Origin of the sequence: Kineosporia mesophila, from assembly GCF_021129235.1 — a bacterium.
Taxonomy (GTDB): domain Bacteria; phylum Actinomycetota; class Actinomycetes; order Actinomycetales; family Kineosporiaceae; genus Kineosporia; species Kineosporia mesophila.
The window spans coordinates 207,601-232,508 of the sequence record NZ_JAJOMA010000003.1 but is presented as its reverse complement, the minus strand read 5'-3'; the positions used below and the strand labels follow the sequence as shown (position 1 = coordinate 232,508).

The window sequence follows — 24,908 nt, the reverse complement described above, 5'->3', positions numbered from 1 at the left end:
ACGCCGGGCCGGTCCGGACGGCGGTGCTGACCGTTCGGAAAGAGAGGACGAGGGAACTCACCTCAGCCGTGGGGAAGGCCCTGGCCCGCACCAGGGCCCTCCCCACACCTACCCGCCCAGGGGGCCCGTCCGCGTTCTCAAGCTTTCTGGGAATCGCGGAAGGCCACCCACTCGCGCACCAGCCCCATGTCGTAGCCGGGCCCGTTCAGCCCGACGGTGAAGAGGTTGGCGCCCGCGGCGACGAGTTCCTCGCCGACCTCGTCGGGGGCCTTGTCCACGCCGATCGAGCGCTCGACGGCGGAGCTGGGCCGGCCCTCGGTGTCGCACCACTCGTCGAGGATCGCGCTCTTGCGCTTCAGCACCTCGACATCGCCGAAGGTGTGCCAGATGTCGGCATGGCGCGCGGTGTAGCGCAGCGTCTTCTTCTCGCCGCCCCCGCCGATCAGGATCGGGATGTCGCGCGTGGGCGCCGGGTTCACCTTCTGCCAGCGGGCCTCGATGCGCGCCAGGGCCTGCTCCAGGTCGGCGAGACGGGTGCCCGCGGTGCCGAAGTCGTAGCCGTACTCGTCGTAGTCGCGCTCGAACCAGCCCGCGCCGATCCCGAGGATCAGGCGGCCGTTCGAGATGTGGTCCACGGTGCGGGCCATGTCGGCCAGCAGGTCGGCGTTGCGGTAGCTGTTGCAGGTGACGAGCGCACCGATCTCGATGCGCGACGTCGCCTCCGCCCAGGCGCCGAGCATGGTCCAGCACTCGAAGTGCTTGCCGTCGGCCTCACCGTAGAGCGGGAAGAAGTGGTCCCAGTTGAAGGCGATGTCGACGCCGATCTCCTCGGCCTCCGCCACCGCCCGGCGGATGTCGGCGTAGTCCGCGTGCTGCGGCTGAATCTGTACCCCGATGCGAATGGTCACGCATCGCACTCTAGGCGTGACCATTCGCGTTCGCACGGGTAATTACACGGTGACGCGCTGACCCTTGCCGACCACCGTGATGCCGGACTCGGTGACCACGAAACCGCGTTCGCGGTCGGCCACCGGGTCCATGCCGATGCGGGCGCCCTCGGGCACCACCACGTTCTTGTCGAGGATCGCGCGGCGCACCACGGCGTGACGGCCGATGTCGACGCCGTCCATCAGCACGCTCTCGCTGACCGTGGACCACGAGCGCACGTTCACGTTGGGCGAGAGCACCGAGCTCTCCACGAACGCCCCCGAGACCACGGTGCCGGGGGAGACGATCGAGTTCACCGCGTGCCCGATACGGCCCTGCCAGCCGTGCACGAACTTGGCCGGGGGCCACGGGCCCTGGTGGGTGTACAGCGGCCAGTCGTAGTTGTAGAGGTTGAACACCGGGTGCACGGAGACCAGGTCCATCTGGGCCTCGAAGTAGGCCTCGATGGTGCCGACGTCCCGCCAGTAGTGGCGGTCGCGGTCGGTGGAGCCGCGCACATCGTTGTCCTTGAAGTCGTACACCGCGGCCTCACCCCGGCCGACGAAGTAGGGCACGATGTCGCCGCCCATGTCGTGCCGCGAGCCCGGGTCGTCGGAGTCGCTGGTCACGGCCTCGATCAGGGCCTTGGCATCGAACACGTAGTTGCCCATCGAGGCGAGCACCTCGTTCGGGGAGTCGGGCAGGCCGACCGGATTCTCCGGCTTCTCCAGGAACGCCTCGATGCGCCGCGGGTCCTCGTCGTGGGTCTTGATCACACCGAACTGGTTGGCCTCCTCGATGGGGGTGCGGATCCCCGCGACCGTGCAGCCCGCGCCCGACTCGATGTGCTGCTGCACCATCGCGGCGAAGTCCATGCGGTACACGTGGTCGGCGCCGACCACCACGACGATGTCGGGCTTCTCGTCGTTCACCAGGTTGAGGCTCTGGAAGATCGCGTCCGCGCTGCCCAGGTACCAGCGCTTGCCCACCCGCTGCTGCGCCGGGACCGGCGCGATGTAGTTGCCCAGCTGCGTCGACATCCGCCAGGCCTGCGCGATGTGCCGGTCGAGGCTGTGGCTCTTGTACTGGGTGAGCACCACGATTCGCAGGTACCCGGAATTGACCAGATTGCTCAGCGCGAAATCGACGAGACGGTAGACGCCTCCGAAGGGAACAGCGGGTTTGGCGCGGTCTAACGTCAGTGGCATCAACCGCTTGCCCTCCCCGCCGGCCAGAACGATCGCCAGAACCTTCGGATTCGCCATGTGCTGACTGTATGGCGTCGGCTCGTTGTCGCACTACGGTGGGCAGCATGCGCGTCGACGTTCTCTCCCGTGAATACCCGCCGGATGTCTATGGAGGGGCGGGTGTTCACGTGCAGAATCTCGTGGAGGTGCTCCGCCGCCAGATCGAGGTGGAGGTCCGCACCTTCGGCGAACCACGCGACGAACGGTCGGTGACGGCCTATCCGGAGCCGGCCACGCTGGCCGCGGCCAACCCCGCCCTGCGCACCTTCGGGGTCGATCTGGCCATCGCCGCCGACTGCGCCGGGGCCGACCTGGTGCACTCCCACACCTGGTACGCCAACCTCGCCGGGCACCTGGCCTCCCTGCTGCACGGCGTGCCCCACGTGCTCACCGCGCACAGCCTGGAGCCGCTGCGGCCGTGGAAGGCCGAGCAGCTCGGCGGCGGGTACGCGCTGAGCTCGTGGGCCGAGAAGACCGCCTACGAGGCGGCGGCCGCGGTGATCGCGGTCAGCGCGGGCATGCGTGACGACATCCTGCGGTCCTACCCCTCGGTCGACCCGGACAAGGTCAAGGTCGTGCACAACGGCATCGACCTGTCGGGCTGGAAGAGAATTGAGGACGAGGCGACCGTGCGGTCGCTGGGTATCGACCCCACCCGGCCGAGTGTGGTCTTCGTCGGCCGCATCACCCGGCAGAAGGGCCTGCCCTACCTGCTGCGCGCCGCGGCCCTGCTGCCGCCGGAGATCCAGCTGGTGCTCTGCGCCGGGGCCCCCGACACCCCGGAGATCAGGGCCGAGGTCTCCTCGCTGGTGGAGGAGCTGGGCCGGACCCGCGACGGCGTGGTCTGGATCCAGCGCATGCTGCCTCGCGACGAGCTGTGCACCGTGCTCTCCGCCGCCACCGCGTTCGTCTGCCCGTCGGTCTACGAGCCGCTGGGCATCGTGAACCTGGAGGCCATGGCCTGTGAGGCGGCCGTGGTCGGCACGGCCACGGGCGGTATCCCGGAGGTCGTGCAGGACGGCGTCACCGGCCGGCTGGTGCCGATCGAGCAGGTCGACGACGGCACCGGAACCCCGCTGGATCCGGAGAAGTTCGTGGCCGACCTGGCCGCGGCGCTGACCGAGGTCTGCGCCGACCCGGAGCGGGCCCGGGCCTGGGGCCGCGCCGGCCGGCAGCGCGCCGAGAGCCACTTCTCCTGGGACGCCATCTCGGAGACGACGATCGAGGTCTACCGCTCGGTGCTGTCGGTGAATTGAGATCCCAGCCCGGGAGGTGCCCCCGGCGGGTGGGCGGCCGGCACTGTCGGGCCATCCTGCGCTCGAGGTCCCGCTGTTCGTGATCGTGCCGACCTTCCCCGGGGAACGTCGGCATGATCACGAACGAGGACAGGGGCCGTGCTCGCCTAGTCGTCCTCGGGTTCCTTGATGCCGTTGACGGCCGCGACCATCGCCCGGCGGGAGACCGCGTCGAGACGGCGTAGCGCCTGACTGCGCCGCTGGGCCTCGGCCTGGGTGACCGCCGCGCCGTCGTCCTCGCTCGCCAGCTCGACGATCGCGCGCACCCGGGCGGCCCGGGACAGCACCTGCACCACGCGTTTCGGCGTGGTCGGGGGGATCATGCCGGTCTCCAGGCCGCCGTCGCGGATGGCCGCGACCCGGTCGGCGGCGTCGTCGCGCCAGCGGGCCACGTCGAGCCGGGCCAGTTCCTCGACCGCCTCGGTCAGGGCCGAGCGCAGCTCGCGGTCGGCGTCCGCGACGCTGCCGATGTCGGTGACCCGGCGGCGCCCCACCGACTGCGCCTTCCACGTCACCATCGCGCCGGGCTCGTAGACCGAACCGAATTCGGTGATCTCGGCCGTGAGCCCGATGGCCGGGCCGGCCGGGTCGTTGACGCCGTCGCCGGCGAGAACCGCCTCACCGGTGTCCACGGCCGCCTCGTTGAACGCCGGCGGGCCCGGCAGCCCGAGCAGGTCGCCGGGCGCGGGGAGGGCCACGTGCAGCGAGGGGGTGCCGTGCCGTTGCAGGCTGAGGAGCAGGTCGAGCAGGCTGCCCGCGGGCGGCAGGCCCAGCGTGGCCGCGACCTCGAAGTCGGCCGTGACCTGGTGCGGTTCGTCGTCACGGGTGACGGCGCGGACGGCCTGGGCCGGGTCCGCGCCGTCCGCGAGCACGGCCGTGCCCCAGGCGGCGAGACGGGCGGACCGTGGCAGCAGGAGCATCCACCAAGCCTAAAGCTTCATCTGGCGGGCAACGGAAAAGTGATCATCGTCCTGATGGCCGGACCCGGCGGCGCGCCGGGTCGCGAGTGCCATAGGGTCGTGCTCATGGCCGACGTGCTGGACCTGGACGGCGTCACGATCATGCGTGGCGGCAACGCTCTCCTGGACGACGTGAGCTGGGAGGTCAGCGAAGGCGAGCGGTGGGTGGTACTGGGCCCCAACGGCGCCGGTAAGACCACGCTCCTCCAGGTCGCCGCGGCGCGCATGCATCCCACCAAGGGCAGCGCGACGATCCTCGGCGAGACCCTCGGCGGCACCGACGTGTTCGAGCTGCGCCCGCGCATCGGCCTGGCGAGTGCCGCTCTGGCGGAACGTATTCCGGCCGAAGAGCTGGTGCGCGACGTGGTGCTGACCGCCGCCTACGCGATCTCCGGGCGCTGGCGCGAGGAGTACGACACCCTCGACCACGGCCGGGCGAAAGACCTGCTCGCGGCGTTCGGTGTGGGGCACCTGGCCGACCGTACCTTCGGCACCCTGAGCGAGGGCGAGCGCAAGCGGGTCCAGCTGGCCCGCTCCCTGATGACCGACCCGGAGCTGGTGCTGCTCGACGAGCCGGCCGCGGGCCTGGACCTGGGCAGCCGCGAGACCCTGGTGCGCGACCTGGCCGAGCTGGCCGGCGACAAGAAGTCGCCGGTGCTGGTGCTGGTCACCCACCATGTGGAGGAGATCCCGCCGGGGTTCACCCACGTCCTCATGCTGCAGGCCGGCAAGACCGTCGTCGCCGGGCCGATCGACGAGACCCTCACCGGCGAGAACCTGAGCACCACCTTCGACGTTCCCCTGAATGTCAGGCGCAACGCGCAACGCTGGTCGGCAGTGCTGCGTCAGGAGTAGTGGAGGGGCGCTGATGCCGCCCTCCACGAGACGGGAGGACGCACAGTGGACAACTGGGGAGACCACGCCTGGCTGATCTGGATCGGTGTGGCCGTGGTGTTCGGCCTGATCGAGATCACGTCACTCGACTTCTTCTTCCTGATGCTGGCCGGTGGGGCGCTCGCCGCCTCGCTGTCCGACGCCCTCGGCGCCGGGGTCCCCCTCCAGGTGATCGTCTTCGCGATCGCCTCGGGCGCCTTGCTGTTCGCCGTGCGTCCACCGCTCAAGGCGTGGGCCGCGCGGGGCGAGAGCACGATCACGGGTACGGCCGCGCTGGTGGGTAACGAGGCGCGGGTGCTCGAGCCGGTGACGGAGACCAGCGGTCTGGTCAAGCTCTCCGGCGAGACCTGGACCGCCCGGGTCGACCCGGGCCGGCCGTCCCTGGAGATCGACAGTCCCGTGTATGTGATCAGGATCGAGGGTGCCACCGCCGTGGTGGCGCCCTCGCACGAACTTCCCGAAGGAAGGCTGTAGTCATGGAACCAGGTGATGTCGTGCTCCTCGTCGTCCTCGCACTGGTGGTGCTGCTGGTACTGACGACGATCGCGAAAGCGGTCCGGATCGTCCCGCAGGCCACCTCCGTGCTCGTCGAACGGCTGGGCCGCTACTCGCGCACCCTGGAGCCGGGCCTGCACTTCCTGGTCCCGTTCGTCGACCGGCCGCGGGCCGTGGTCGACATGCGCGAGCAGGTCGTCTCGTTCCCGCCGCAGCCGGTGATCACCTCGGACAACCTGGTGGTCAACATCGACACGGTCATCTACTTCCAGCCGACCGACCCCAAGGCCGCCGTCTACGAGATCTACAACTACATCCAGGGCATCGAGCAGCTCACCGTCACCACCCTGCGGAACGTGATCGGCTCGCTCGACCTGGAGCAGACCCTGACCAGCCGCGACCAGATCAACGGTCAGCTGCGCGGGGTGCTCGACGACGCCACGGGCCGCTGGGGCATCCGGGTCAACCGGGTCGAGCTCAAGGCCATCGACCCGCCGGCCTCGGTGCAGGACTCGATGGAGAAGCAGATGCGGGCCGAGCGGGACCGGCGCGCGACGATCCTGAACGCGGAGGGCGTGAAGCAGTCGCAGATCCTCACCGCCGAGGGTGACAAGCAGTCCGCCATCCTGCGGGCCGAGGGCCAGGCCCAGGCCGCGGTGCTGAAGGCCCAGGGTGAGTCCCGGGCCATCCTCCAGGTGTTCGACGCCATCCACCGCGGCGACGCCGACCCCAAGCTGCTGGCCTACCAGTACCTGCAGATGCTGCCGCAGATCGCGAACGGCACGGCCAGCAAGATGTGGATCGTGCCGACCGAGCTCACCCAGGCGCTCAGCAGCATCAGCGGTGCCCTCGGCGGCAACGACGCGACGATCTCGGCCCCCTCGGCCGCCCGGTACTCCTCGCCGGACAACGAGGTCGGCGACAACCCGTTCAGCGAAACCACGCTGGAAGACCCGAACGAGGCCCTGGAGCGGGCCCGGCAGGAGGCCGCCTCGGCGTCCGCCGAAGCCGCTGCCGACGCCCGCAAGGCATCGGGCACCACCGGCCCGGCCGGGTACACGCAGCCCATTCCGGGCAACGACGACGACTACGGCACCCCGCCGGCGCAGTAGTCGTCACTGGCCCACCGCGGCCGCGCGGGCGATGATCGCCTGCTCGGCCGAGAGCACCAGGTCGACGTACCAGTCGGCCCGGTTGTACGTGAGCAGCGCGGCCCGGTCCCGGGCCGCGCTGTCTCCCGTTCCCCGCCCGATCCCGCCGGCACACAGATACTTCGCCGCCGAGAAGATCGCGTCCTGGGGGTCCTGGATGTCCGTCACCCCGTCCAGGTCACCGTCCACGCCGTAGGCCGCGAACGTCGCCGGCATGAACTGCATGGGCCCCTGCGCCCCCGCCGACGAGGGCCCCACGTTGCGCCCGTGCCCGCTCTCCACCTGACCCACCGCCGCCAGCAGCGTCCAGCGCAGCCCGGCACAGGTACCCGCCGCCTCCTGGTACGCGCTCTGGTACTCGGCCGGGATCCCCAGCGCGGTGACAGCACCCGTGGCCCGGCGCCGTCGGGTCCGGGCCTCCCGCTGCGCCTGTGCGATGCGCTCGCGGGCCTCCTGCGCCGCCCGGGCCTCCTGGGCCCGGCGATCCAGGCGGGCCAGCGTCATCTGCGCCCTCGCGAGCGCGATCCGGGCCCGATCGGCGTCCTGCCGTAGTTCGCCCATCGCCGCCGACTGTTCGTCCGCCGCCGCAGCGGCCTGCGCCACCTTCTGCGTGGCCCGCCGCGCCACCGCCCGGCTGTCGTGCAGGACCTGCTGGTCGGAGTCGAGCACGCTCTTCAGCAGCCGGTCGTTGGTGCTGCGCCGCCAGAGCACGTCGCTGGGCGAGTCCGCGGACAACAGTGTCGCCATCAGCCCCGCCGCCCCACCGGCGGCGTAGACGGCCCGCACGTCCTGAGCCCGCCGCACCGTGGCCCGGCGTTCCAGCCGCCCCAGCCGCTGCGCGTCCGCGCTCGCCGCGTCGGCCACCGAGAACGCCCGCGAAACCCGCGAAAGCTGCCGTGCCGCGGCCTTCTCCGCCTCCTCGTACTGATCCACCAGCCGATCGACCCGAACCCGCGCCCGCGCCGCCCGGCGCTCGGCGTCGGTCGCGTTCACGGAGGCGGCCCGGGCCGTCCCGGCCGCCGGGACGAGCACCCCGACGGCGATGACGAAGGTCAGCAGCAACCGGCCGGTCACGGGCAGCGGGGATCGAGACACACCTCCAGGGATCGGCGCGGGCCGGGCGAGCCTTGACGAGCCGCCCCCCTTTCTCCGTGATCATGCAAAACCTCCCCGGCGTTCTAGAACTGTGGGTGCGAGAGTTCTAGAACTCCGGGGAGGTTTTGCATGATCACGGAAGGTTGGGGGCCACCTGGGTCCCGGCGGTCTCGGGATGCGGTTGCTCTCTGTAGCGGCAGGGTGGCCGGTGTGGGGAATACGACGGGACGGCGCTGGTTGTTCGCGGATCAGCTGGGGCCGCATTTTCTGGACGACGACGAGCAGCCGGTGCTGCTGATCGAGTCGCGGCGGGTGTTCGAGCGGCGGCGCTTTCATCGGCGCAAGGCTCATCTGGTGCTGTCGGCCCTGCGGCACCGGGCGGCCGAGCTGGGGGACCGGGCCCAGGTGCGGCGGGTCGACACCTACCAGGAAGGGCTGCCGAGGTCGCTGAAGAATCTCAGCGTCTGCGCGCCCACCACGTTCGCGGCCCGGCGCCTGGTCGGGAAGCTGCCGATCGAGGTGCTGCCCTCCCGCGGTTTCGCGATCGGGGAGGAGCAGTTCGGGCAGTGGGCCGAGCGCCGGCAGGGGCGCAAGCTGGTGATGGAAGACTTCTACCGGGACGTCCGCAAGCATCACCGCCTGCTCCTGGAGGGCGATGGGGAACCGGTCGGCGGACGGTGGAACTACGACCAGGACAACCGCGAACCCCCTCCCCGCACCGCCACGCTCGGGGAGGCCACCGGCGTCCCCGAGCCGTGGTGGCCACAGGAGGACGCGATCGACGAGGAGGTGCGGGCCGACCTCGACCGCTGGGCCGCCGAGGGGGTGGAGTTCATCGGCGACGACGGGCCGCGCCGGTTCGCCGTCACCCGGGACGAGGCGCTGCAGGCGCTGGAGTCGTTCGTGACCACGCGCCTGGAGGACTTCGGCCCGTACGAGGACGCCATCCTGCAGGACGACCGCTGGATGGCCCACTCCCTGCTCTCCGTGCCCCTGAATCTCGGCCTGCTGCATCCGGTCGAGGTGGCCAGAAGGGCCGAACAGGCCTGGAAGGACGGGGACGCGGGGCTCGCGAGTACCGAGGGTTTCGTGCGGCAGGTGGTGGGCTGGCGGGACTACGTCTGGCACGTCTACTGGCATTTCGGCGACGACTACCGGCGGCGCAACCAGCTCAGGGCCCGCACGACGCTGCCCCGGTGGTTCGCCGACCTCGACCCGGACGGCGAGGTGGAGGCCAAGTGCCTGTCCAGCGCGCTGGCCTCGGTGCGCCAGGACGGGTGGGCGCACCACATCCCGCGCCTGATGGTTCTCGGGAACTGGGCGCTGCAGCAGGGTTACGACCCGGTGGCGGTGACCGACTGGTTCCACCGGAACTTCGTCGACGGCTACGACTGGGTGATGGTGCCGAACGTGGTCGGGATGGCCCTGCACGCCGACGGCGGCGCCATGATGACCAAGCCCTACGCGGCCGGTGGCGCCTACATCCACCGGATGAGCAACCACTGCGGCGGGTGCCGGTACGACCCGAAGAAACGGGTGGGTGAGAACGCCTGCCCGTTCACCGCCGGGTACTGGGCGTTCCTGGAGCGCAACCGCGACGAGTTCGCGAACAACCACCGGATGAGCCGCTCCTACGCCGGGATGGGCCGGCTGAAGGATCTCGAGGCGCTGCTGGAGCAGGAGCGTCACCGGGGAGCCCAGGCGCCCTAATAAGCTGCGCACCGTGACACTGATCCACCTCGACGACCCGAACGACGAACGCCTCACCGACTACGTGAGCCTCACCGACGTCGTCCTGCGCACCCGCCTCGAACCGGCCGGCGGCCTGTACATGGCCGAGAGCGAGAAGGTGATCCGCCGGGCGCTACGGGCCGGTCACCGGCCGCGCTCGATGGTGCTGGCCGAGAACTGGCGTTCCTCGCTCGACGATCTGGTCGCGGACATGCTGGCGGCCGACGTGCCGGTGTTCACCGGCCCGATCGACCTGATCGAGAAGATCACCGGCTTCCACGTGCACCGGGGCGCGATCGCGGCGATGCACCGCCCGCAACTGCCGCCGGTCGCGCAGGTCATCGAGAACGCCCGCCGCATCGTCGTTCTGGAGAACATCACCGACCACACCAACGTCGGCGCGATCTTCCGGTCGGTGGCCGGGCTGGGCGCCGACGCCGTGCTGGTCACCCCGCGCTGCGCCGACCCGTTCTACCGCCGCTCGGTGCGGGTCTCGATGGGCACGGTGTTCCAGGTGCCCTGGACCCGGATCGACCCCTGGCCCGGCGGCATCGACCTGCTGCAGAAGGCCGGGTTCACGGTGGCCGCGCTGGCTCTCAGCCCCAGCGCGGTGAGTCTGGACGACTTCGTCGCGAGCGCCCCGGAGAAGGCGGCGCTGGTGCTGGGCGCCGAGGGTGACGGGCTGAGCCCGGTCACGATCGAGCACGCCGACCGCACCGTCACCATCCCGATGGCCGGGGGAGTGGACTCCCTGAACGTCGCGGCTGCGGCCGCCGTCGCGATGTGGTCGCTGCGGGTGCCGTAGCCCGACGGGATCGTGCATGGTCACGGTAGGGAGGGTCTGCCCGTGACCATGCACGTCCCGGCTCTCGGCGGGGGTTGCCGGGTCAGAGCGGACGGGGCCACTGCGTGTCGTCGTTCTTGCGGTAGCTGTCCAGGTCGATGTAGCGGCCGCCCACCGGTTCACCCGCGAGAGGCTGGGCCGCGTCCCAGCTCTCGTGCGACGCCGGGGTCGCCCCACCCTGCCGCGGGATCAGCCCGGGCTGGGTGTTCCAGACCCGCAGCCACTCGCAGACCTCCGGCGACGGCGGGGTGAAACCCGGCCGGGCGCGCCCGAACAGCCAGCCCGAGGCCAGGCGCACGCCACAGCCGCGCAGCACGCTGGCCTCGTCCAGACTCTCGACGTCCTCGGCCAGGACGGCCGCGCCGAGGTCCTCGGCCAGGTCGACCACGTTCTCCACCAGGCGCCGGCGCACCGCGTGCTCGTGCACGTCGCGCACCAGCTCGGCGGGTATCTGGATCAGGTCGGGCACCAGGTGCTCCAGCGCCAGCAGGTCACCCAGCCCCGCCGCCCCGACCCCGGCCGCCAGCAGCAGGCCCCGGGCCCGCAGGCCGGAGAGCACGTCGATCGCGGGATGTCCCGGGGTGACGTGTGGCGTGATGAGACTCAGCACCAGGTCGCTGATCTGGCCCGCGAGGTCGAGCACGTCGAGCACGTCGCGGTGGGTCAGGGCGTCGGCGTCCATCTCCACGGCGAGGAACTTCTCCACGGGCAGGGCGGTGCGTTCCCGCACAGCGGCCTGCAGGGCCAGGGCCCCGAGCTGACCGGAGAGACCGGCCTGCGCGGCGGCCTCGAAGTACGGCGCGGCCGAGCGGGCGGCCCAGTCGCCGACCCGCACGGTGGCCTGATAGCCCAGACAGGTGCCGTCGGCCAGCGCCACGACCGGCCGGTGGATGCTGCGGATCGTGGCCGGGCGCGACAGCGTCTGCGCTATCGGCTCGGCGATCTCGGGCACGCGCGGCGCGATGACGGCAAGGTCCGACGATCCCCGGCGGATGGGCGGTTCCTCGTGGGGGCGCCCCGGAACGACAGTCGTCACGTCCGACACGCTAGGACCCGGGCGCACCACAGTCCATCACTGCGTGTCAATCATCGTTAACACTCTGTCAATACGCCGGGATGTGTCCACCTCGCCGGTTCTGGGCCGGTGGACGATCGGGTCCAGTCGGCTCAGATCGGTACCAGCCAGCGCGGCGGCATCCAAAACGGTCCAACAACGGACGACGGTGCGCCTGCGCGCTCAGGCCACCCGGGAGGGTGGCTGCTCTTCGTGCAGGACACCCCGCTCGTGCTGACGCGAGGTGCACTCCTGCTCGATCTCGACGGAGCTCTCGCGCAGCCCGGCCACGATCGCGTCGGTGATCTCACCGAGCTGGAGCATCTGCTCGCGGCTGAGCCGGTCGAACAGGTGGCTGCGCACACTGCTGACGTGGGCGGGGGCGGCGTTGGTGAGGGCCTCGAAGCCGGCGTCGGTGAGCACGGCGAACGCGCCCCGGCGGTCGGTCGGGCAGCTCTCGCGCTCCACCCAGCCGTTGGCCACGAGCCGCGCCACCGCGTGCGAGAGGCGGCTGCGGGAGGAATCGCTGACCTCGGCCAGGTCGCTCATGCGCAGGCGGCGGTCGGGCGACTCGGACAGCCGCACCAAGATTTCGTAGTACGACTGCGGGATGCCGCTGTCGCGCTGCAGTTCGCGATCGAGCTGGGCGCTGAGAAGCCTGGTCGCAGCCAGGTACGAGCGCCAGGTGTGGTGCTCGTCCTGATCCAGCCACCGGGGTTCCGTCATGCGTGCATCGTACCTTTCGGTGTCCCGCTGCGCGCGAGAAGGTTGAGCGCTCACCCAAATGGGCGGCCTGAACGGTCGGCGCCCACCGGTCCGTGGACCAGCTATGACAGGTATGACCCGTAGATCCGAGCTCCGGCCGGGGCAGTTCCTGAACCGGTCCGCCCTGACATCGCCCTCCGGGCGGTTCGTGCTGCGCAACGCCCGGTACGGCGGTGGTACCGAGCTGACCGACGAGGCCACCGGCACCACGCTGTGGACGGTTCCGGGCGACAACGTCTACGGCCAGAGCACCCTGGTGTTCGGTCTGGACGGCGACCTGATGGTGCGCAACCACCACCGCGACCGGGGCTGGAGCGCCGGTACGGCCGGGCGTGGCGCCGTGCTGCTGCGGCTGACCGACGCCGGTGACGTGGTGCTGCTCGACTCCGACGGGGCCACGGTCTGGAGCAGCGGCACCGCGCCGTCCTACGACCCGTTCCCGCCCTACGAGCCCCCGGCTCCCCGTGAGGAGGGCCCGGCTCCCGATCGGCAGCACCGGCTCGCGGCCCTTTTCGATTCCCTGGCACCGGAGCACGGCTACACCGTCGCGGTGGTGCGGGATGTGAGCCCGGACCGGGCGCTGGGCCGCTGGGGTCTGGCGGGGGAGGAACAGGTCACGACCACCTGGCAGGAACTCCAGGCCCGGCGCGGCGACCGGATCCCGGTCGCGGCCGTCGCGCTGGGCCCGCACACCCTGCTGATGGCCGGGGCGCCGGGGCTGCCGGGCGACCCGCTCTCCACCGGGACCACCGCCGTCCGGGAGTCCCGCCGGCCCGGCTGCGGCGGGAGCGAGGAATGGTCGATGCACGTCGACGGCGCGACCGTGAGCCACCTGCGCGAGGAGCGACCCAGGCGCCGCATCGGGATGAACCGGCCCGAGCTGCTGCGCGCCGCCGGTGAGGCCGACGTGGAGCCCCATCTGAAGGGCAACGTCGACTGGATCGCCTCGTGCGCCGGCCTGGAGTTCGTCGGCCTGGTCGCCGGCGTCACGCCCACGGCCGACGACGTGAACGGCCCGGTGCTCGGCGGTCTGGTGCCGGCCTCCCTCGCGGAATCGCCCGAGCCGGAGGTCGTCGTCGCCCCGCCCGGGCGGCCCCCGCTTCCCGCCCAGGAGTTCGTGCTGGTCCGCACCGACTACTCCGACGACGAGGCCTGGGCCGCCCTGTTCCACGCGGCGAGCAGCCAGGGCGACCTGTTCGAGGACAGCGAGACGGTGCCCGTGGACGACCCGGGGTGGGCCGGTGCCACACCGGACGAGGTGCTGGCCGCCGTGCCGAACCGGGACGAGATCGCGATCGTCTTCATCGCCGACCACGAGGCCCTGACCGGCGAGGACTACCCGGTGCTGGTGGTGAACCCCGATCTGCCGGAGGCGAGCGAGGACTACGAGCCGGTCGAGGGGGTCAGCCGCACCCTGCGGGCGACCGCCGACGAGCTCTACTCGATCTTCGCGAACCTCAGCCTCGCCAACGCCGACTGGGAGGACTACCTCCCCGACCCGGACGCCGCCGACCAGGTCTACCGGGGGTACTGAACGGGCCGCCGGGGTTGACCCCACCCCGGAAACCCGCGCCCGGCATCGTCCTCAATTCATGAAGGTCAGTGGAACAGCGACGACACCGACTCGCCGTTGTGGATGCGGCGGATCGCCTCGGCGAGAGCGGGGGCGATCGACAGCACCGTGAGCTTGGGTACGTGTTTGTCCTTGCCGATCGGCACGGTGTTGGTGCAGACCACCTCGAGCACGTCGTCCTGGGCCTGGAGCTTGTCGAGCGCGCCGGAGGAGAACAGGCCGTGCGTGCAGGCCACCCGGATCTGCCCCACGTCCCGCTCGCGCAGACGGTCGAGCAGCTCGAGAATGGTGCTGCCCTTGGCGATCTCGTCGTCCAGGACGATGACGTCGCGGCCCCGGACGTCGCCGATGATGTCGGTGATGACGACCTTGTCGTCGGAGAAGCGCTGCTTGGCGCCCGCCGCGACCGGCACCCCGAGGATGCGCGCGAAAGCCGTGGCGGCCTTGGCGTTACCGAGGTCGGGGGAGACGACGACGGTGTTGGACAGGTCGTTCGGCTGGAAGTGCGCCGCGAGTTCCCGCAGAGCGTGCAGGTGATCGACCGGGACGCTGAAGAATCCGTGCACCTGGGGGGAGTGCAGCGTCATCGTCAGGACCCGCCCCGCCCCCGCGGTGCTGAGCAGATCGGCGACCAGACGGCCACCGATCGAGATGCGCGGGGCGTCCTTCTTGTCCGAGCGCGCGTAGGCGTAGTGCGGCATCACCACGGTGGTGCGCGCGGCCGATGCCCCCCGGGCGGCGTCGAGCAGCAGGAGCAGCTCGACCAGATTGTCCTGCACCGGCGGAACCAGCGGCTGGATCAGGTACACGTCACGCTCGCGGCAGTTGGCCTGCAACTGGACCTCGAGGCAGTCGTTCGCGAAGCGTGAGGTGCGCGAGGGAAGGAGCGGCACGGAGAGGTACTGGCAGATTTCCTCCGCCAGCTCGACGTGGGCGCTGCCGGAGAAGATGGCGATGTCTCTCACATGCAGTGATCCTAACCGAGCAGCTGCTTCACCACCTTGCCCATGGCATTACGCGGCAGCTCGGGCAGGAACACGACCTCACGCGGCCGCTTGTGCACCGACAGCTGCCGCGCCACGTGATCGATGACCGGCTGCGCGGTCAGACCCTCGCCGACCACGAAAGCCACGATGCGCTCGCCCAGATCGTCATCGGGAACCCCGACCACCGCGGCCTCGCGCACGCCCGCCAGGGCGAGCAGAACGTCCTCGATCTCACCGGCACCGATACGGTAACCGCCACTCTTGATCAGATCGGTGGACGCCCGCCCGACGATGCGGTGCCAGCCGTCGGGGTGGATCGTGGCGACGTCGCCCGTGCGGAACCAGCCGTCGGGCGTGAAGGCGGACGCGTTCGCGTCCGGACGGCCGAGGTAACCGCCGAACACGGTGGGGCCATGGACCTGGAGCTCACCGACGGCCTCGCCGTCGTGGGGCAGGGGGCAGCCCTCGTCGTCCACCAATCGGGTACGCACGCCGGACAGCGGGACGCCGACCAGACCCGGACGGCGCTCGCCGTCGGCCCGGCTGCTCACCGTGATCAGGGTCTCGGTCATGCCGTAGCGCTCCACCGGACGGTGCCCGGTGAGCTCCTCGACCCGGCCGAACACCGGGGCCGGCAGGGGAGCGCTGCCCGAGACCAGGAGCCGGGCCCGGCGCAGGGCGGTGGCCGATGCCAGGTCGGCGGCGACCCGCGACCACACCGTGGGCACGCCGAAGAACAGCGAACCCTGCTGTTCCACGGCGGCCCGGGCGTACTCGGTGGGTTTCGGGCGCACCGTGTGCACCAGCCGGGACCCGTGACGCAGAGGGCCCAGGACACCCAGTACCAGGCCGTGCACGTGGAAGATCGGCAGTCCGTGGACGAGGGTGTCGTCCGGGGTCCAGTCCCAGGCCTGGGCCAGGGAGTCCAGACCGGCGGCGATCGCGGCGTGGGTGACCGGTACGCCCTTGGGGGCTCCGGTGGTGCCGCTGGTGTAGAGAATCAGCGCGATGCGGTCGGGCGCGGGGTCGGGGTGGCTGCCCGTGCCCTTCGCCCCCAGATCGATCGTCTGTGGATCGAGGACGAGGTCGGCGCCGCCGTCACGCAGGATGTGCGCGCGCTCGGTGTCGCCGCTGTCCGGGGGCACGGGCACCACCGGCACGCCCGCCAGCAGGCAGCCGACGATGCCGGTGACCGTGCGGGCGTCCGCGGTGGCCTCGATCGCCACTGCCTTCGCCCCCGCCACCCGGTCGGCGACCGCGGTGGCGGCCGCCAGCAGTTGCTCACGGCCCAGGCCCACCGCGCCGATCCGCACGGCGTCGCCCGGGTCGGTGACGGTCTCGGTCAGCGAGGTGAGCAGCGGCATCCGGTCAGTTCATCAGCTCCGGACGACGACGGCCAGGGCGTCGATCTCCACCAGCATGTCGGGGTGGGGCAGGCCGACCATCACCGTGGTGCGCGAGGGCAGCACGCCGCTCTCGCAGCGGGCGGTGAGGTATTCGGCGTAGGCCTCGTTCATCGCGCTGAAGTGGTCGCGGGTGGTGAGGTAGACGCGCAGCATGATCACGTCGTCGAACGTGGCGCCACCGGCGCTGAGCACGGCCTCGACGTTCTCCAGCACCCGCAGGGTCTGGGCCTTCACATCGCCCTGGTGCACGAACTCACCGGTCGCGGGGTCGGTCGGGCCCTGACCCGAGACCTGCACGGTGTTACCCGCCCGCACGCCGGCGGAGAAGGGCAGGGTGGGTGCCGGGGAGTCCGGCGGGGTCAGGGCGGAGCGCTGGGTCATCTGGGGGGAATCCTTCGACGGTTCGACGGCAGGCCGGACGGCAGGGCAGTACGAGCAAGGGCGAACGGGAGTGGGGGAACGCGAGGAGCGGGGCGCCCAGCATTACAGACGCCCCGCTCTGTCCGTCTACAGCCTACCTGTAATACTTTGGGATTGTTTGATGCACTTGTGGTTACAGAGCTCCCCCGGCCACGGCCGGGGCGGACGGGTCGGCCGGCTCGGACCCGGTCTCCCGGGCCACGAAGTCCTCGATCTTGAAGTAGTCGGTGCCGGCCCGCTCGCAGATGGTCAGCAGCGTCTGCATCGAGGCGACCTCCTCGACCTGCTCCTTGAGGAACCAGAGCATGAACTGCTCGCCCAGGAAGTCACCGCCGTCCCGGGCCGCCTTGAACAGCGCCTCGATCTGGCGGGTGACGGTCTCTTCCTGGGCGAGGGCCAGGGCCACCAGTTCGGTCGGCTCGCCGAAGTCGTTGCGGATGTTGCCGAAGCCGGGGATCCGCGGCGGGATGTCCCGGTCCAGGAGGTACTTGACCATCATCATCGCGTGGTTGCGCTCCTCGACGGCCTGCCGGTAGTAGAACCCGGCCAGCTGCGGAAGATCGCGTGCGTCGAACCACACCGCCAGGGCGACGTACTGCTGCTGGGCGGTGAACTCGTGGTTGATCTGCTCCTGGAGCAGGGTGACGAACGGCGATTCCTTGTCCGACATGGCTCTTCCGCCTTCGGTCCGGGGACGATCGGGAAGTTTTTCACCCTAGACCGGTCATCGGGCGCACGGCCGGCGGCGGCTCCCCTCGGCCAGGAGATGTCGTAGCTCGGCGGCCGCCTCCGTGCCGGAGTCGACCCGGCGGCGAAACGCCAGGCGGACGTCCGTGTGGTCGCGGAGCTTCTCGACCCGCAGCACGATGCCGTAGCGGTCGAGGGCGATCGGCATCACCCTGATCACCCCGAGCATCGCCTCGGGCTCGCAGAGCCGGGACAGCGTGACGATCGCGTCCGGATGATGGGCGACGAGGTGCTGGAGCTGGTCGGCGGCGCCGAGGTGGAGGGGGTCCGGCTCGCTGCGCCGGTAGTCCTCCACGGTGACCCAGTCGTGGCGGCCGTCCTCCTCGAGCATGACTTCGGCCACGTCGATCCGCAGGCCGACGGACCCGGTCGAGGCGGCCCGGCCCGGTGGGGCGGGGTGGGCGAGCGACATCCAGCCACCCAGGCAGACGCGTGACCGGACCCGGTCGCGCACACTGACCGCGCAGAGTTCGGTAAGCTCTACGGTGACTGGAATATCTTCCTCGGAAGTTCCTCGGGCTGCCTGAGCAGCCCGAGCTAACGTGCTGCTTGTCTCTAGCGTTAGGATCACGTCGCCCATCGGGTCGTCGTGATGACATCCGAGAAGGTCAACGCGACCGCCGTCCCACCGGACCGACACCGAGGCGGCCGCGGCCAGAACAGTTCGAGCTCTTTCCGCCTGTGACGGGCGGGTGGGGGTGTGCGTGCGGGTGTCCACTTGCGCCTCCAGCAACATAGGTAAGCCTTACCTAAACTACCGTGGAGATCAGTCAGTGAATAACCCCCGTCCCAAGGCGAAGTTGTCTCGCGCCCTCGGCATCCCGCTCACCCCGAAGTGCGTGAAGTACTTCGAGCAGCGCCCCTACCCGCCGGGCGACCACGGTCGTGCGCGCAAGTCCACCTCGGACTACAAGGTGCGTCTGCTCGAGAAGCAGCGTCTGCGCTTCCAGTACAACATCAGCGAGACGCAGATGGCCCGGGCCTTCGAGAAGGCTCACCGCGGCGCCTCGAAGACCGGCGAGGCGCTGGTCGTCTCGCTCGAGACCCGTCTCGACGCCCTGGTGCTGCGCAGCGGCTTCGCCCGCACCATCTACCAGGCCCGCCAGAACGTGGTTCACCGTCACATCACCGTCAACGGCATCCTGGTCGACAAGCCGTCGTACCAGGTCAAGCCGGAAGACGTGATCGCGGTCGCGCCGCGCAGCCGCAACAAGGCACCGTTCCAGGTCGCGGCCGCCGGTGCGCACCAGCTGGCCACCACCCCGCCCTACCTCGAGGTGCTGCTCCCGCAGCTCCACGCCCGGCTGGTTCGCCTGCCGGTCCGCGAAGAGGTTCCGGTGACCTGCAACGAGCAGCTCGTCGTCGAGTACTACTCGCGCTGATCAGCTCCTAGCTCGGCACCACCCAGCAACACCTCGCACCACTCTGGCTGTTCACCTCCACGGGTGACGTACGCGGTGCAGGGCCCGGAATTTTGGGTTCCTGCACCGCTACGGTCGTTGCCCCAAAGCTGTGACCTTGGTCACCCGGGTGTTCAGTTCTTCTCGATGAGGGAGTCGGGCATGACCGTCGGCATCACCGGCGGTCTGCCCGAACCCATCGGTCTCCTGCCCGGCAGCCTGCTCCTGGATCGTGACTGGCTGTCCGGTCAGGTGCGTGACACAGGCACCTTCTACGGCTGCCAGGAGCCCCGCCTGAGCGCCACCCTCTGGTGGTACTCCACGAGTGCGGTGCTGATCGGGCAGTCCGTCCACGAACTCGTCCTGCTCGGGGCCGGCCTCTCGCTCGACCCGGCGGTGCTGCGGATGACCGCGCGGCCGTCCGGTCTGGAGCGGGTCGTACCCGGACACCCCCTGGCCCCCGGTCCCGCCGCCTTCGGCCGCCATCTCGATGCCGCCCTCGCCCCGGTGATCGCGGCGCTCGGTGACGTCGGCCAGGTCACGTCCCAGTCGTTGTGGGCGGTCGCCGCCGATTCCCTGGCCACCCGGCTGCTCGCCTCCCGGGCTCCCGACCCGGCCGCCCTGGCCGCGCAGGTCGCCGCCGCCTGTTCGCCGCTGAGCCCCACGCCCCGCTTCGTCGAAGTGCCAGGTCGCCCCGGCGCTGCACCGAGCACCTACGTGCACCGGGTCTCGTGCTGCCTGATCTACCGGGTGCCGATGGGTAAGTGCCTCAGCTGCCCCCGCCAGCTCCCGGCCGAGCGCCGGGAGAGGCTGGAGGCCCACGCGGCAGCCAGGGCACCGAGCCCCTCCCCATCACCTTCGTGATCATGCAAGGTGTCCCCGGAGTTCTAGAACCCCGGCGGTGACAGTTCTAGAACGCTGGGGACACCTTGCATGATCACGAACAAAGAAGGTTCTCACCGACCTCCGGCCTCAGGAAGGCACCCATGGCCCTGCGCACCATCGACCCCGCGTCCCTCGACAGCTTCGTCGCCCTCGGGGACTCGTTCACCGAGGGTCTGCACGACGAGATCGGGCCGGACGGGCGGCACCGGGGCTGGGCCGACCGCGTCGCCGACGGCCTGGCCACCGCCAACGGCCGGGTGCGCTACGCCAACCTGGCCATCCGCGGCCGTCTGCTCGATCAGGTGGTGGCCGAACAGGTGCCGGTGGCGCTGGCCCTGAAGCCGGCGCTGGTCGCGTTCAACGCCGGGGGCAACGACACGCTGCGCCCGCGCGCCGACCTGGGCCGGGTGTTCGCGACCTTCGAGGAGAACGTGGCCCGGCTGCGGGAGAACGGTTCGCAGGTGCTGCTGTTCACCTCACTCGGCCCGCCCCGCGCCCCCGGCGACCGGGTGGCTCGCGGCACGTCCGGCCTGATCAGTAAATTCACCGCGTTCAACACCTGCGTGCGCCGCGTGGCCGACCGTTACGAGTGCGCCCTGGCCGACATCGGCACCGCCCCCGCCCTGCTCGACCGCCGCTTCTGGCACGAGGACCGGCTGCACCTGGCCCCGGAGGGGCACGCCCGGGTGGCCGCGGCGGCGATGGAGTCGCTCGGCCTGGGTGATCCGGCGCTGCTGGCGGGGGAGACCGGCTGGTGGCGGGCGTCGCTGCCGGAGAAGGTCGTCACCGGCCGGGTCGCGGACATCGCCTCCGACCTGCGCTGGGCCCGCACGTTCCTGGCGCCGTGGATCGGCCGCCGTCTGCGCGGGGTCTCCAGCGGCGACGCGCTGCTGCCGAAACGGGCCGATCTGGTCGAGATCGTCGCTGCCCCCTGAACGGGTGCCGGGGCCTTCAGCGAGACTCCGGCGGTCCCGATACGAACCTCGACAACTCGGGTTTCGCTGTTAGGGGTAGCTGGTACATGTCTCGTCTCTCGGCCTGGCCGATCCGCCGGGTGTTCAACGTGCTGGTGGCCCTCACCGTCATCACGCTGGTGGCGATCGCGATCGTGGTGAACCTCTCGTACCGCAGCCAGACGTCCAAGCGGACCGAGTACGACCAGCTCGTCCTGGCGTACATCGGTACCAAGGACATACAGAACACCGGTTCGAGCATCGTTCTCGACAACACGGTCGTGAACTACGTACCGTCCGCCGCCGAGGCCTACAGGAAGAGGCTGACGACAGATCTGGCGACCATGCAGACCCTGGTCGAGACGAACACGGCACTCGACATCTCGGATCGTCTCCAGCGGGAGATCACCGCGATCGGGTCGGCCTACTCCGCGCTCGGGGACTACCTCTCCGCGGCCGGCGCGGTCAAGGACCAGGCCGATCAGGCCGAGCAGACCAAGCAGCTCACAGCGCTGTCAGCGGCCACCAGCGCCGCCACCGCGACGGCCCAGAAGACGGCCTATACCCGGATCGTGGCGCTGAACAACGAGATTCACAGCGTCGGCAAGACCACCAACATCGTCACCCTGGCCCTGTGCGCCTTCACCGCCCTGCTGATCGGTGGTTCGCTGCTGGCCTACGGCCGGCGGATCAGCAGCAGCGTCGACGAGCTGCGCACGGCCGTGGACGAGGTGTCGAAGGGCGACCTGACCCATGTCGTGCCGGTGCACGGCCGGGACGAGCTGGCGCTGATGGCCGGGTCCCTGGAGACCATGCGCCTGAAGTTGGTGCAGATGTTCCGGCAGCTGGCGGACTCCAGCAACCGGCTGGGCGACTCGGCGGTGAGCCTGAGCGGCATTTTCTCCGAGGTGGGGGCCTCGTCCGAGCGCACCTCCACCCAGATGGGCGCGGTCTCGGCCACGGCCAACGAGGTGTCGGCCAACATCCAGGCGGTCGCGGCCGGCTCCGAGGAGATGGGCGCCTCGATCGGTGAGATCGCCCGCAGCGCCGGTGATGCCGCCCGGGAGGCGACCGCCGCGGTGAACGCCGTGGAGTCGACCACCGGAACCATGAACAAGCTGGGGGACAGCTCGCGGGAGATCGGTGACGTGATCAAGCTGATCACCTCGATCGCCGAGCAGACCAATCTGCTCGCGCTGAACGCCACGATCGAGGCGGCGCGGGCCGGGGATGCCGGTAAGGGGTTCGCGGTGGTCGCGGACGAGGTGAAGCAGCTGGCGCAGGAGACGGCCCGGGCCACCGAGGACATCTCCAGCCGGGTCGAGACCATCCAGGCCGACGCCGTGCAGGCCGGTGAGGCGATCCAGGGGGTCGCCGCCGTCATCAACCGGATCAACGAGTACCAGGCCACGATCGCCTCGGCGGTGGAGGAGCAGAGTGCCACCACGCAGGCCATCAACTCGGGGGTGAACGAGGCGGCGAACGGCTCCACGCAGATCGCCGGCTCGATCGCCTCGGCCGCCCAGGACGCCGCGACCAATGCGGCGTCGATGCAGCAGGGCACCGACAACGCCCAGCAGATCGCCTCCCTGCGGCAGCAGCTGAACAGCCTGATCTCGAGCTTCCGCCTGCCGGCCTGAACGTCACGGGGCCCGGGCCGATATCGGCCCGGGCCCCGTGACCGGCGATCAGTCCGGGACCACCGAGAGGTGTCCCGGGGGCCCCACGCAGTCCGGGGCGCAGATCTGGAGCAGTTGCTGGTCGCTCAGCGGCACACCGGGCAATGGGAGCGTGCTGTTGTCGGGTCGCAGCCCGGCCAGCACGAGCGCCAGCTGCCGCCGCCAGGCGTCGGGGGTGGAGAACTTTCCCACCCCGTGCAGCATGAACTGCGTGACGGCCAGGTCGGTGACCGAGACGTCTTGACGCACAGCGCCTTCGGCCTTGGCCTGGGCCAGGATCGCGGCGACGGTGGGCCGGATCCGGGCCACCTTCTCCACCACCTGCGCCTGCATTGACGCCGCTACCGAGACATCGCCGAAGAGCAGCTCTTTCAGCCCCCGGTCGGCGATCTGCATCTCGACCGACCGGGTGATGAGAGTGACCAGCCCGGTCCACGCGTCGGGCGCGTCGCGGGCCTGCTCGGTCAGCTCGACCAGGGCCTCCACCCGGCTCACGAACAGGGCCTCGATGAGCGAGGACTTGTCCGGGAACCGGCGGTAGACCGTGCCGGTGCCGACGCCGGCACGACGAGCGATCTCGTCCAGGCCGGCGTCGAGGCCGCGTTCGGCGAACACCTCGGCCGCCGCCGCGAGGATCCGGCGCCGGTTGCGCTCGGCGTCGGCCCGCAGCGGCCGTCGTTCTTCCCGCCCTACTGTCTGTTCCAGCGTCATTGCCGGACCTCCCAGAGGGAAAACCACTGTGTCTCGACCATGATGCCGGGTTCCCGCCGGGTTTCGCCGGTCGGTCAGCCCATCATCATGTGGGCCTGCATCTGCGCGGCCTCTTCGTCGCTGATCTGCGGCTTGCGCTTCGGCAGCAGCACGGCGGCCACCACGAAGGCGACGGCGACCATGGCCGTGGCCCACCAGAAGGTGTGGCCGAAGGCCTCGGCCGTGCGGGCCAGAGCCTCCTGGAGACCGGCCAGGACGGTGGGGTCCTGGGCCTTGGACGGGTCGGCCGCGACGGCCCCCTGGGCGGCGAGCGCCTCGGCGGGCACCTTGTCCTTGATGGCGGCCGTGAGGATCACGACCATCACCGCGGTACCGATGGACGAGCCGGCCTGCTGAATGATGTTCAGCGTGGTGCTGGCCTTGGCCACGGCGGCGTGGCGCAGCGTCTGCATGGCGCCGGTCATCAGCGGCATCATCGAGAAGCCCATGCCGACACCCTGGAGGAACAGGTAGGCCGACAGCTCCCAGTAGGACGTGTCGGCGGCGATCTGGGTCAGGCCGATGAACGACAGCGCCACGGCCAGCAGGCCGAACGGGGCGACCCGGCCGACGCCGGTGCGGTCGACGAGGATGCCGGCGATCGGCATGGCGATCATCGCGCCGAGGCCCTGCGGGGCCAGCAGCAGACCGGTGTCGAAAGCGCCCTCGCCGCGCACCTGCTGGAGGTACAGCGGCAGCAGCAGCATGCCGCCGAACACCGAGATGATCATCAGGCCCATGGTGACCGAGGAGGCCGCGAAGACCTTGTTGGTGAACAGGCGCAGGTCGATCAGCGCGTCGTCGCCCTTGCGCAGGGCGTGCCAGACGAAGACGGCCAGCAGTACGGCGCCGACGACCATCGGGCCGATCACGATGGAGTGGCCGAAGCCGCTCTTCTCGGACGACTGGGCCAGGCCGAAGATCAGCAGGGCGAGGCCGGGGGAGAGCAGGAACAGACCGGTCCAGTCCAGCTTGTGGCCGGGCGTGGGAACGTCTTTCGGCAGGATGCGGAAGGACATGAACAGAGCCAGCGCGCCGATCGGGGCGTTGATGATGAAGATCCAGCGCCAGCTGAAATCTTCCACCAGCCAGCCGCCGAGGATCGGGCCGAGGATCGGGCCGAGCAGCATCGGCACACCCATCACGGCCATCACGCGGCCCAGGCGCTGCGGGCCGGCGGCGCGGGTCAGGATCGTCATACCGGCCGGCATCACCATGCCGCCGCCGAGACCCTGCAGCACCCGGAAGGCGATGAGAGACGTGTCGTTCCAGGCAATGCCGGACAGCACCGAGCCGATCACGAACAGGAAGATCGAGGTCATGTAGAGCCGCTTGGTGCCGAAACGCTCTGCGCCCCAGCCGGTCAGCGGGATGACCGTGGCCAGCGCCAGGGTGTAGCCGGTGGCCACCCACTGAATCGTGGCGAGGTTGGTGTTGAAGTCGTCGACCAGCGACGGCAGTGCCACGTTGACGACGGTGACGTCGAGGATGGACATGATGGCGCCGAGCACGACGCAGGCCGCCACGAGCAGCAGCCCGCGGTCGAGGCCCTGCGGTGCGTCGGGCGCCGTCGGGGCCGGTGCCGGAGCCGGCGCACCGGCCCCGTCGGCCTGGTGAGGTTCTGTGGTTGACATGGAGATCCCCGGGAGAAA

The 24,908-nt window shown here is 70.5% G+C and carries 24 protein-coding genes; 11 read left to right on the top strand and 13 right to left on the bottom strand.

All coding sequences use genetic code 11. The features are described 5' to 3' along the window. Window positions 1–137 precede the first annotated feature (137 nt). Both LR393_RS05960 and glgC read right to left on the bottom strand, forming a co-directional pair. A complete protein-coding gene (locus LR393_RS05960) occupies window positions 138–908 on the bottom strand; it encodes an LLM class F420-dependent oxidoreductase (protein WP_231482172.1) in 771 nt (256 codons plus the stop codon). Window positions 909–950: 42 nt separating this feature from the next. Continuing rightward, complete coding sequence (gene glgC, locus LR393_RS05955) at window positions 951–2,192, bottom strand: glucose-1-phosphate adenylyltransferase (RefSeq protein WP_231482171.1); 1,242 nt, start codon at window positions 2,190–2,192, stop codon at window positions 951–953. Between the two features lie 47 nt (window positions 2,193–2,239). Between glgC and glgA the strand changes: the two genes are divergently transcribed. Then, a complete protein-coding gene (gene glgA / locus LR393_RS05950) occupies window positions 2,240–3,430 on the top strand; it encodes a glycogen synthase (protein WP_231482170.1) in 1,191 nt (396 codons plus the stop codon). A 146-nt stretch (window positions 3,431–3,576) separates the two neighbouring features. Here the strand turns inward: glgA and LR393_RS05945 are convergent, their stop codons facing one another. Next, window positions 3,577–4,389 (bottom strand): hypothetical protein, encoded by an 813-nt coding sequence (locus LR393_RS05945; protein WP_231482169.1) that lies wholly within the window; start codon window positions 4,387–4,389, stop codon window positions 3,577–3,579. A gap of 54 nt (window positions 4,390–4,443) precedes the next feature. Here LR393_RS05945 and LR393_RS05940 point away from each other — a divergent pair, with 54 nt between their 5' ends. The 3 genes from LR393_RS05940 to LR393_RS05930 are packed head-to-tail and all read left to right on the top strand — an operon-like array spanning window position 4,444 to window position 6,929. After that, on the top strand, window positions 4,444–5,283 hold the full coding sequence (locus tag LR393_RS05940; protein ID WP_407937291.1) for an ABC transporter ATP-binding protein: 840 nt from the start codon (window positions 4,444–4,446) through the stop codon (window positions 5,281–5,283). 45 nt (window positions 5,284–5,328) lie between these two features. Beyond that, on the top strand, window positions 5,329–5,796 hold the full coding sequence (locus LR393_RS05935) for an NfeD family protein (protein WP_231482167.1): 468 nt from the start codon (window positions 5,329–5,331) through the stop codon (window positions 5,794–5,796). Window positions 5,797–5,798: 2 nt separating this feature from the next. Further along, window positions 5,799–6,929, top strand: a complete 1,131-nt coding sequence (locus tag LR393_RS05930; protein ID WP_231482166.1) for an SPFH domain-containing protein — start codon at window positions 5,799–5,801, stop codon at window positions 6,927–6,929. Window positions 6,930–6,932: 3 nt separating this feature from the next. On the opposite strand, the gene LR393_RS36220 is transcribed toward LR393_RS05930, so the two are convergent. Beyond that, complete coding sequence (locus LR393_RS36220; protein WP_331282910.1) at window positions 6,933–8,063, bottom strand: lytic transglycosylase domain-containing protein; 1,131 nt, start codon at window positions 8,061–8,063, stop codon at window positions 6,933–6,935. A 129-nt stretch (window positions 8,064–8,192) separates the two neighbouring features. Here LR393_RS36220 and LR393_RS05920 point away from each other — a divergent pair, with 129 nt between their 5' ends. After that, window positions 8,193–9,773, top strand: a complete 1,581-nt coding sequence (locus LR393_RS05920; protein ID WP_407937290.1) for a cryptochrome/photolyase family protein — start codon at window positions 8,193–8,195, stop codon at window positions 9,771–9,773. 13 nt (window positions 9,774–9,786) lie between these two features. Next, window positions 9,787–10,599 (top strand): TrmH family RNA methyltransferase, encoded by an 813-nt coding sequence (locus LR393_RS05915; RefSeq protein ID WP_231482164.1) that lies wholly within the window; start codon window positions 9,787–9,789, stop codon window positions 10,597–10,599. A gap of 82 nt (window positions 10,600–10,681) precedes the next feature. Here LR393_RS05915 and LR393_RS05910 read toward each other — a convergent pair whose 3' ends face one another. Further along, on the bottom strand, window positions 10,682–11,674 hold the full coding sequence (locus LR393_RS05910) for an EAL domain-containing protein (RefSeq protein ID WP_231482163.1): 993 nt from the start codon (window positions 11,672–11,674) through the stop codon (window positions 10,682–10,684). Window positions 11,675–11,875: 201 nt separating this feature from the next. Beyond that, window positions 11,876–12,418, bottom strand: coding sequence for a MarR family winged helix-turn-helix transcriptional regulator (locus LR393_RS05905; RefSeq protein ID WP_231482162.1), 543 nt, complete (start codon window positions 12,416–12,418; stop codon window positions 11,876–11,878). 112 nt (window positions 12,419–12,530) lie between these two features. Between LR393_RS05905 and LR393_RS05900 the strand changes: the two genes are divergently transcribed. Beyond that, on the top strand, window positions 12,531–13,991 hold the full coding sequence (locus LR393_RS05900; RefSeq protein ID WP_231482161.1) for a DUF6924 domain-containing protein: 1,461 nt from the start codon (window positions 12,531–12,533) through the stop codon (window positions 13,989–13,991). Between the two features lie 65 nt (window positions 13,992–14,056). Here LR393_RS05900 and LR393_RS05895 read toward each other — a convergent pair whose 3' ends face one another. The 5 genes from LR393_RS05895 to LR393_RS05875 all read right to left on the bottom strand — a co-directional run bounded on the left by LR393_RS05895 (window position 14,057) and on the right by LR393_RS05875 (window position 18,001). Continuing rightward, window positions 14,057–14,995 (bottom strand): ribose-phosphate diphosphokinase, encoded by a 939-nt coding sequence (locus LR393_RS05895; protein ID WP_231482160.1) that lies wholly within the window; start codon window positions 14,993–14,995, stop codon window positions 14,057–14,059. 11 nt (window positions 14,996–15,006) lie between these two features. Continuing rightward, window positions 15,007–16,380 carry an acyl-CoA synthetase gene (locus LR393_RS05890; RefSeq protein WP_231482159.1) on the bottom strand — a complete coding sequence of 458 codons (1,374 nt, stop codon included), beginning with the start codon at window positions 16,378–16,380 and terminating at the stop codon, window positions 15,007–15,009. A gap of 12 nt (window positions 16,381–16,392) precedes the next feature. Further along, a complete protein-coding gene (locus LR393_RS05885) occupies window positions 16,393–16,803 on the bottom strand; it encodes a RidA family protein (RefSeq protein WP_231482158.1) in 411 nt (136 codons plus the stop codon). A gap of 172 nt (window positions 16,804–16,975) precedes the next feature. Beyond that, entirely contained in the window at window positions 16,976–17,512 is a 537-nt protein-coding gene (locus LR393_RS05880) for a ferritin (RefSeq protein WP_231482157.1), read from the bottom strand. 54 nt (window positions 17,513–17,566) lie between these two features. After that, entirely contained in the window at window positions 17,567–18,001 is a 435-nt protein-coding gene (locus tag LR393_RS05875) for a DUF2470 domain-containing protein (RefSeq protein WP_231482156.1), read from the bottom strand. Window positions 18,002–18,362: 361 nt separating this feature from the next. On the opposite strand from LR393_RS05875, the gene rpsD reads away from it, so the two are divergent. The 4 genes from rpsD to LR393_RS05855 all read left to right on the top strand — a co-directional run bounded on the left by rpsD (window position 18,363) and on the right by LR393_RS05855 (window position 22,467). Beyond that, window positions 18,363–18,971 (top strand): 30S ribosomal protein S4, encoded by a 609-nt coding sequence (rpsD, locus tag LR393_RS05870; protein ID WP_231482155.1) that lies wholly within the window; start codon window positions 18,363–18,365, stop codon window positions 18,969–18,971. Between the two features lie 180 nt (window positions 18,972–19,151). Further along, window positions 19,152–19,853, top strand: a complete 702-nt coding sequence (locus tag LR393_RS05865) for a (2Fe-2S)-binding protein (protein ID WP_231482154.1) — start codon at window positions 19,152–19,154, stop codon at window positions 19,851–19,853. Window positions 19,854–19,975: 122 nt separating this feature from the next. Next, complete coding sequence (locus LR393_RS05860; RefSeq protein ID WP_231482153.1) at window positions 19,976–20,809, top strand: SGNH/GDSL hydrolase family protein; 834 nt, start codon at window positions 19,976–19,978, stop codon at window positions 20,807–20,809. Window positions 20,810–20,895: 86 nt separating this feature from the next. Next, the gene (locus LR393_RS05855) at window positions 20,896–22,467 is read left to right on the top strand and encodes a methyl-accepting chemotaxis protein (protein WP_231482152.1); all 1,572 of its coding nucleotides are present in this window, start codon (window positions 20,896–20,898) and stop codon (window positions 22,465–22,467) included. A 48-nt stretch (window positions 22,468–22,515) separates the two neighbouring features. On the opposite strand, the gene LR393_RS05850 is transcribed toward LR393_RS05855, so the two are convergent. Together LR393_RS05850 and LR393_RS05845 are read right to left on the bottom strand one after the other, a co-directional pair. Then, window positions 22,516–23,217: a TetR/AcrR family transcriptional regulator gene (locus tag LR393_RS05850; RefSeq protein ID WP_231482151.1), complete on the bottom strand. Its 702-nt coding sequence runs from the start codon at window positions 23,215–23,217 to the stop codon at window positions 22,516–22,518. A 74-nt stretch (window positions 23,218–23,291) separates the two neighbouring features. After that, on the bottom strand, window positions 23,292–24,890 hold the full coding sequence (locus LR393_RS05845) for a DHA2 family efflux MFS transporter permease subunit (RefSeq protein WP_231482150.1): 1,599 nt from the start codon (window positions 24,888–24,890) through the stop codon (window positions 23,292–23,294). Between the last annotated feature and the right edge of the window lie 18 nt (window positions 24,891–24,908).

Coding starts and splice junctions, on each gene's coding strand:
- glgC (WP_231482171.1), bottom strand. CDS start 2,192: ATGGCGAATCCGAAGGTTCTGGCGATCGTTCTGGCCGGCGGGGAGGGC.
- glgA (WP_231482170.1), top strand. CDS start 2,240: ATGCGCGTCGACGTTCTCTCCCGTGAATACCCGCCGGATGTCTATGGA.
- LR393_RS05945 (WP_231482169.1), bottom strand. CDS start 4,389: ATGCTCCTGCTGCCACGGTCCGCCCGTCTCGCCGCCTGGGGCACGGCC.
- LR393_RS05940 (WP_407937291.1), top strand. CDS start 4,444: ATGGCCGGACCCGGCGGCGCGCCGGGTCGCGAGTGCCATAGGGTCGTG.
- LR393_RS05930 (WP_231482166.1), top strand. CDS start 5,799: ATGGAACCAGGTGATGTCGTGCTCCTCGTCGTCCTCGCACTGGTGGTG.
- LR393_RS05920 (WP_407937290.1), top strand. CDS start 8,193: ATGATCACGGAAGGTTGGGGGCCACCTGGGTCCCGGCGGTCTCGGGAT.
- LR393_RS05905 (WP_231482162.1), bottom strand. CDS start 12,418: ATGACGGAACCCCGGTGGCTGGATCAGGACGAGCACCACACCTGGCGC.
- LR393_RS05900 (WP_231482161.1), top strand. CDS start 12,531: ATGACCCGTAGATCCGAGCTCCGGCCGGGGCAGTTCCTGAACCGGTCC.
- LR393_RS05890 (WP_231482159.1), bottom strand. CDS start 16,380: ATGCCGCTGCTCACCTCGCTGACCGAGACCGTCACCGACCCGGGCGAC.
- LR393_RS05885 (WP_231482158.1), bottom strand. CDS start 16,803: ATGACCCAGCGCTCCGCCCTGACCCCGCCGGACTCCCCGGCACCCACC.
- LR393_RS05880 (WP_231482157.1), bottom strand. CDS start 17,512: ATGTCGGACAAGGAATCGCCGTTCGTCACCCTGCTCCAGGAGCAGATC.
- LR393_RS05875 (WP_231482156.1), bottom strand. CDS start 18,001: ATGTCGCTCGCCCACCCCGCCCCACCGGGCCGGGCCGCCTCGACCGGG.
- LR393_RS05865 (WP_231482154.1), top strand. CDS start 19,152: ATGACCGTCGGCATCACCGGCGGTCTGCCCGAACCCATCGGTCTCCTG.
- LR393_RS05860 (WP_231482153.1), top strand. CDS start 19,976: ATGGCCCTGCGCACCATCGACCCCGCGTCCCTCGACAGCTTCGTCGCC.
- LR393_RS05855 (WP_231482152.1), top strand. CDS start 20,896: ATGTCTCGTCTCTCGGCCTGGCCGATCCGCCGGGTGTTCAACGTGCTG.
- LR393_RS05850 (WP_231482151.1), bottom strand. CDS start 23,217: ATGACGCTGGAACAGACAGTAGGGCGGGAAGAACGACGGCCGCTGCGG.
- LR393_RS05845 (WP_231482150.1), bottom strand. CDS start 24,890: ATGTCAACCACAGAACCTCACCAGGCCGACGGGGCCGGTGCGCCGGCT.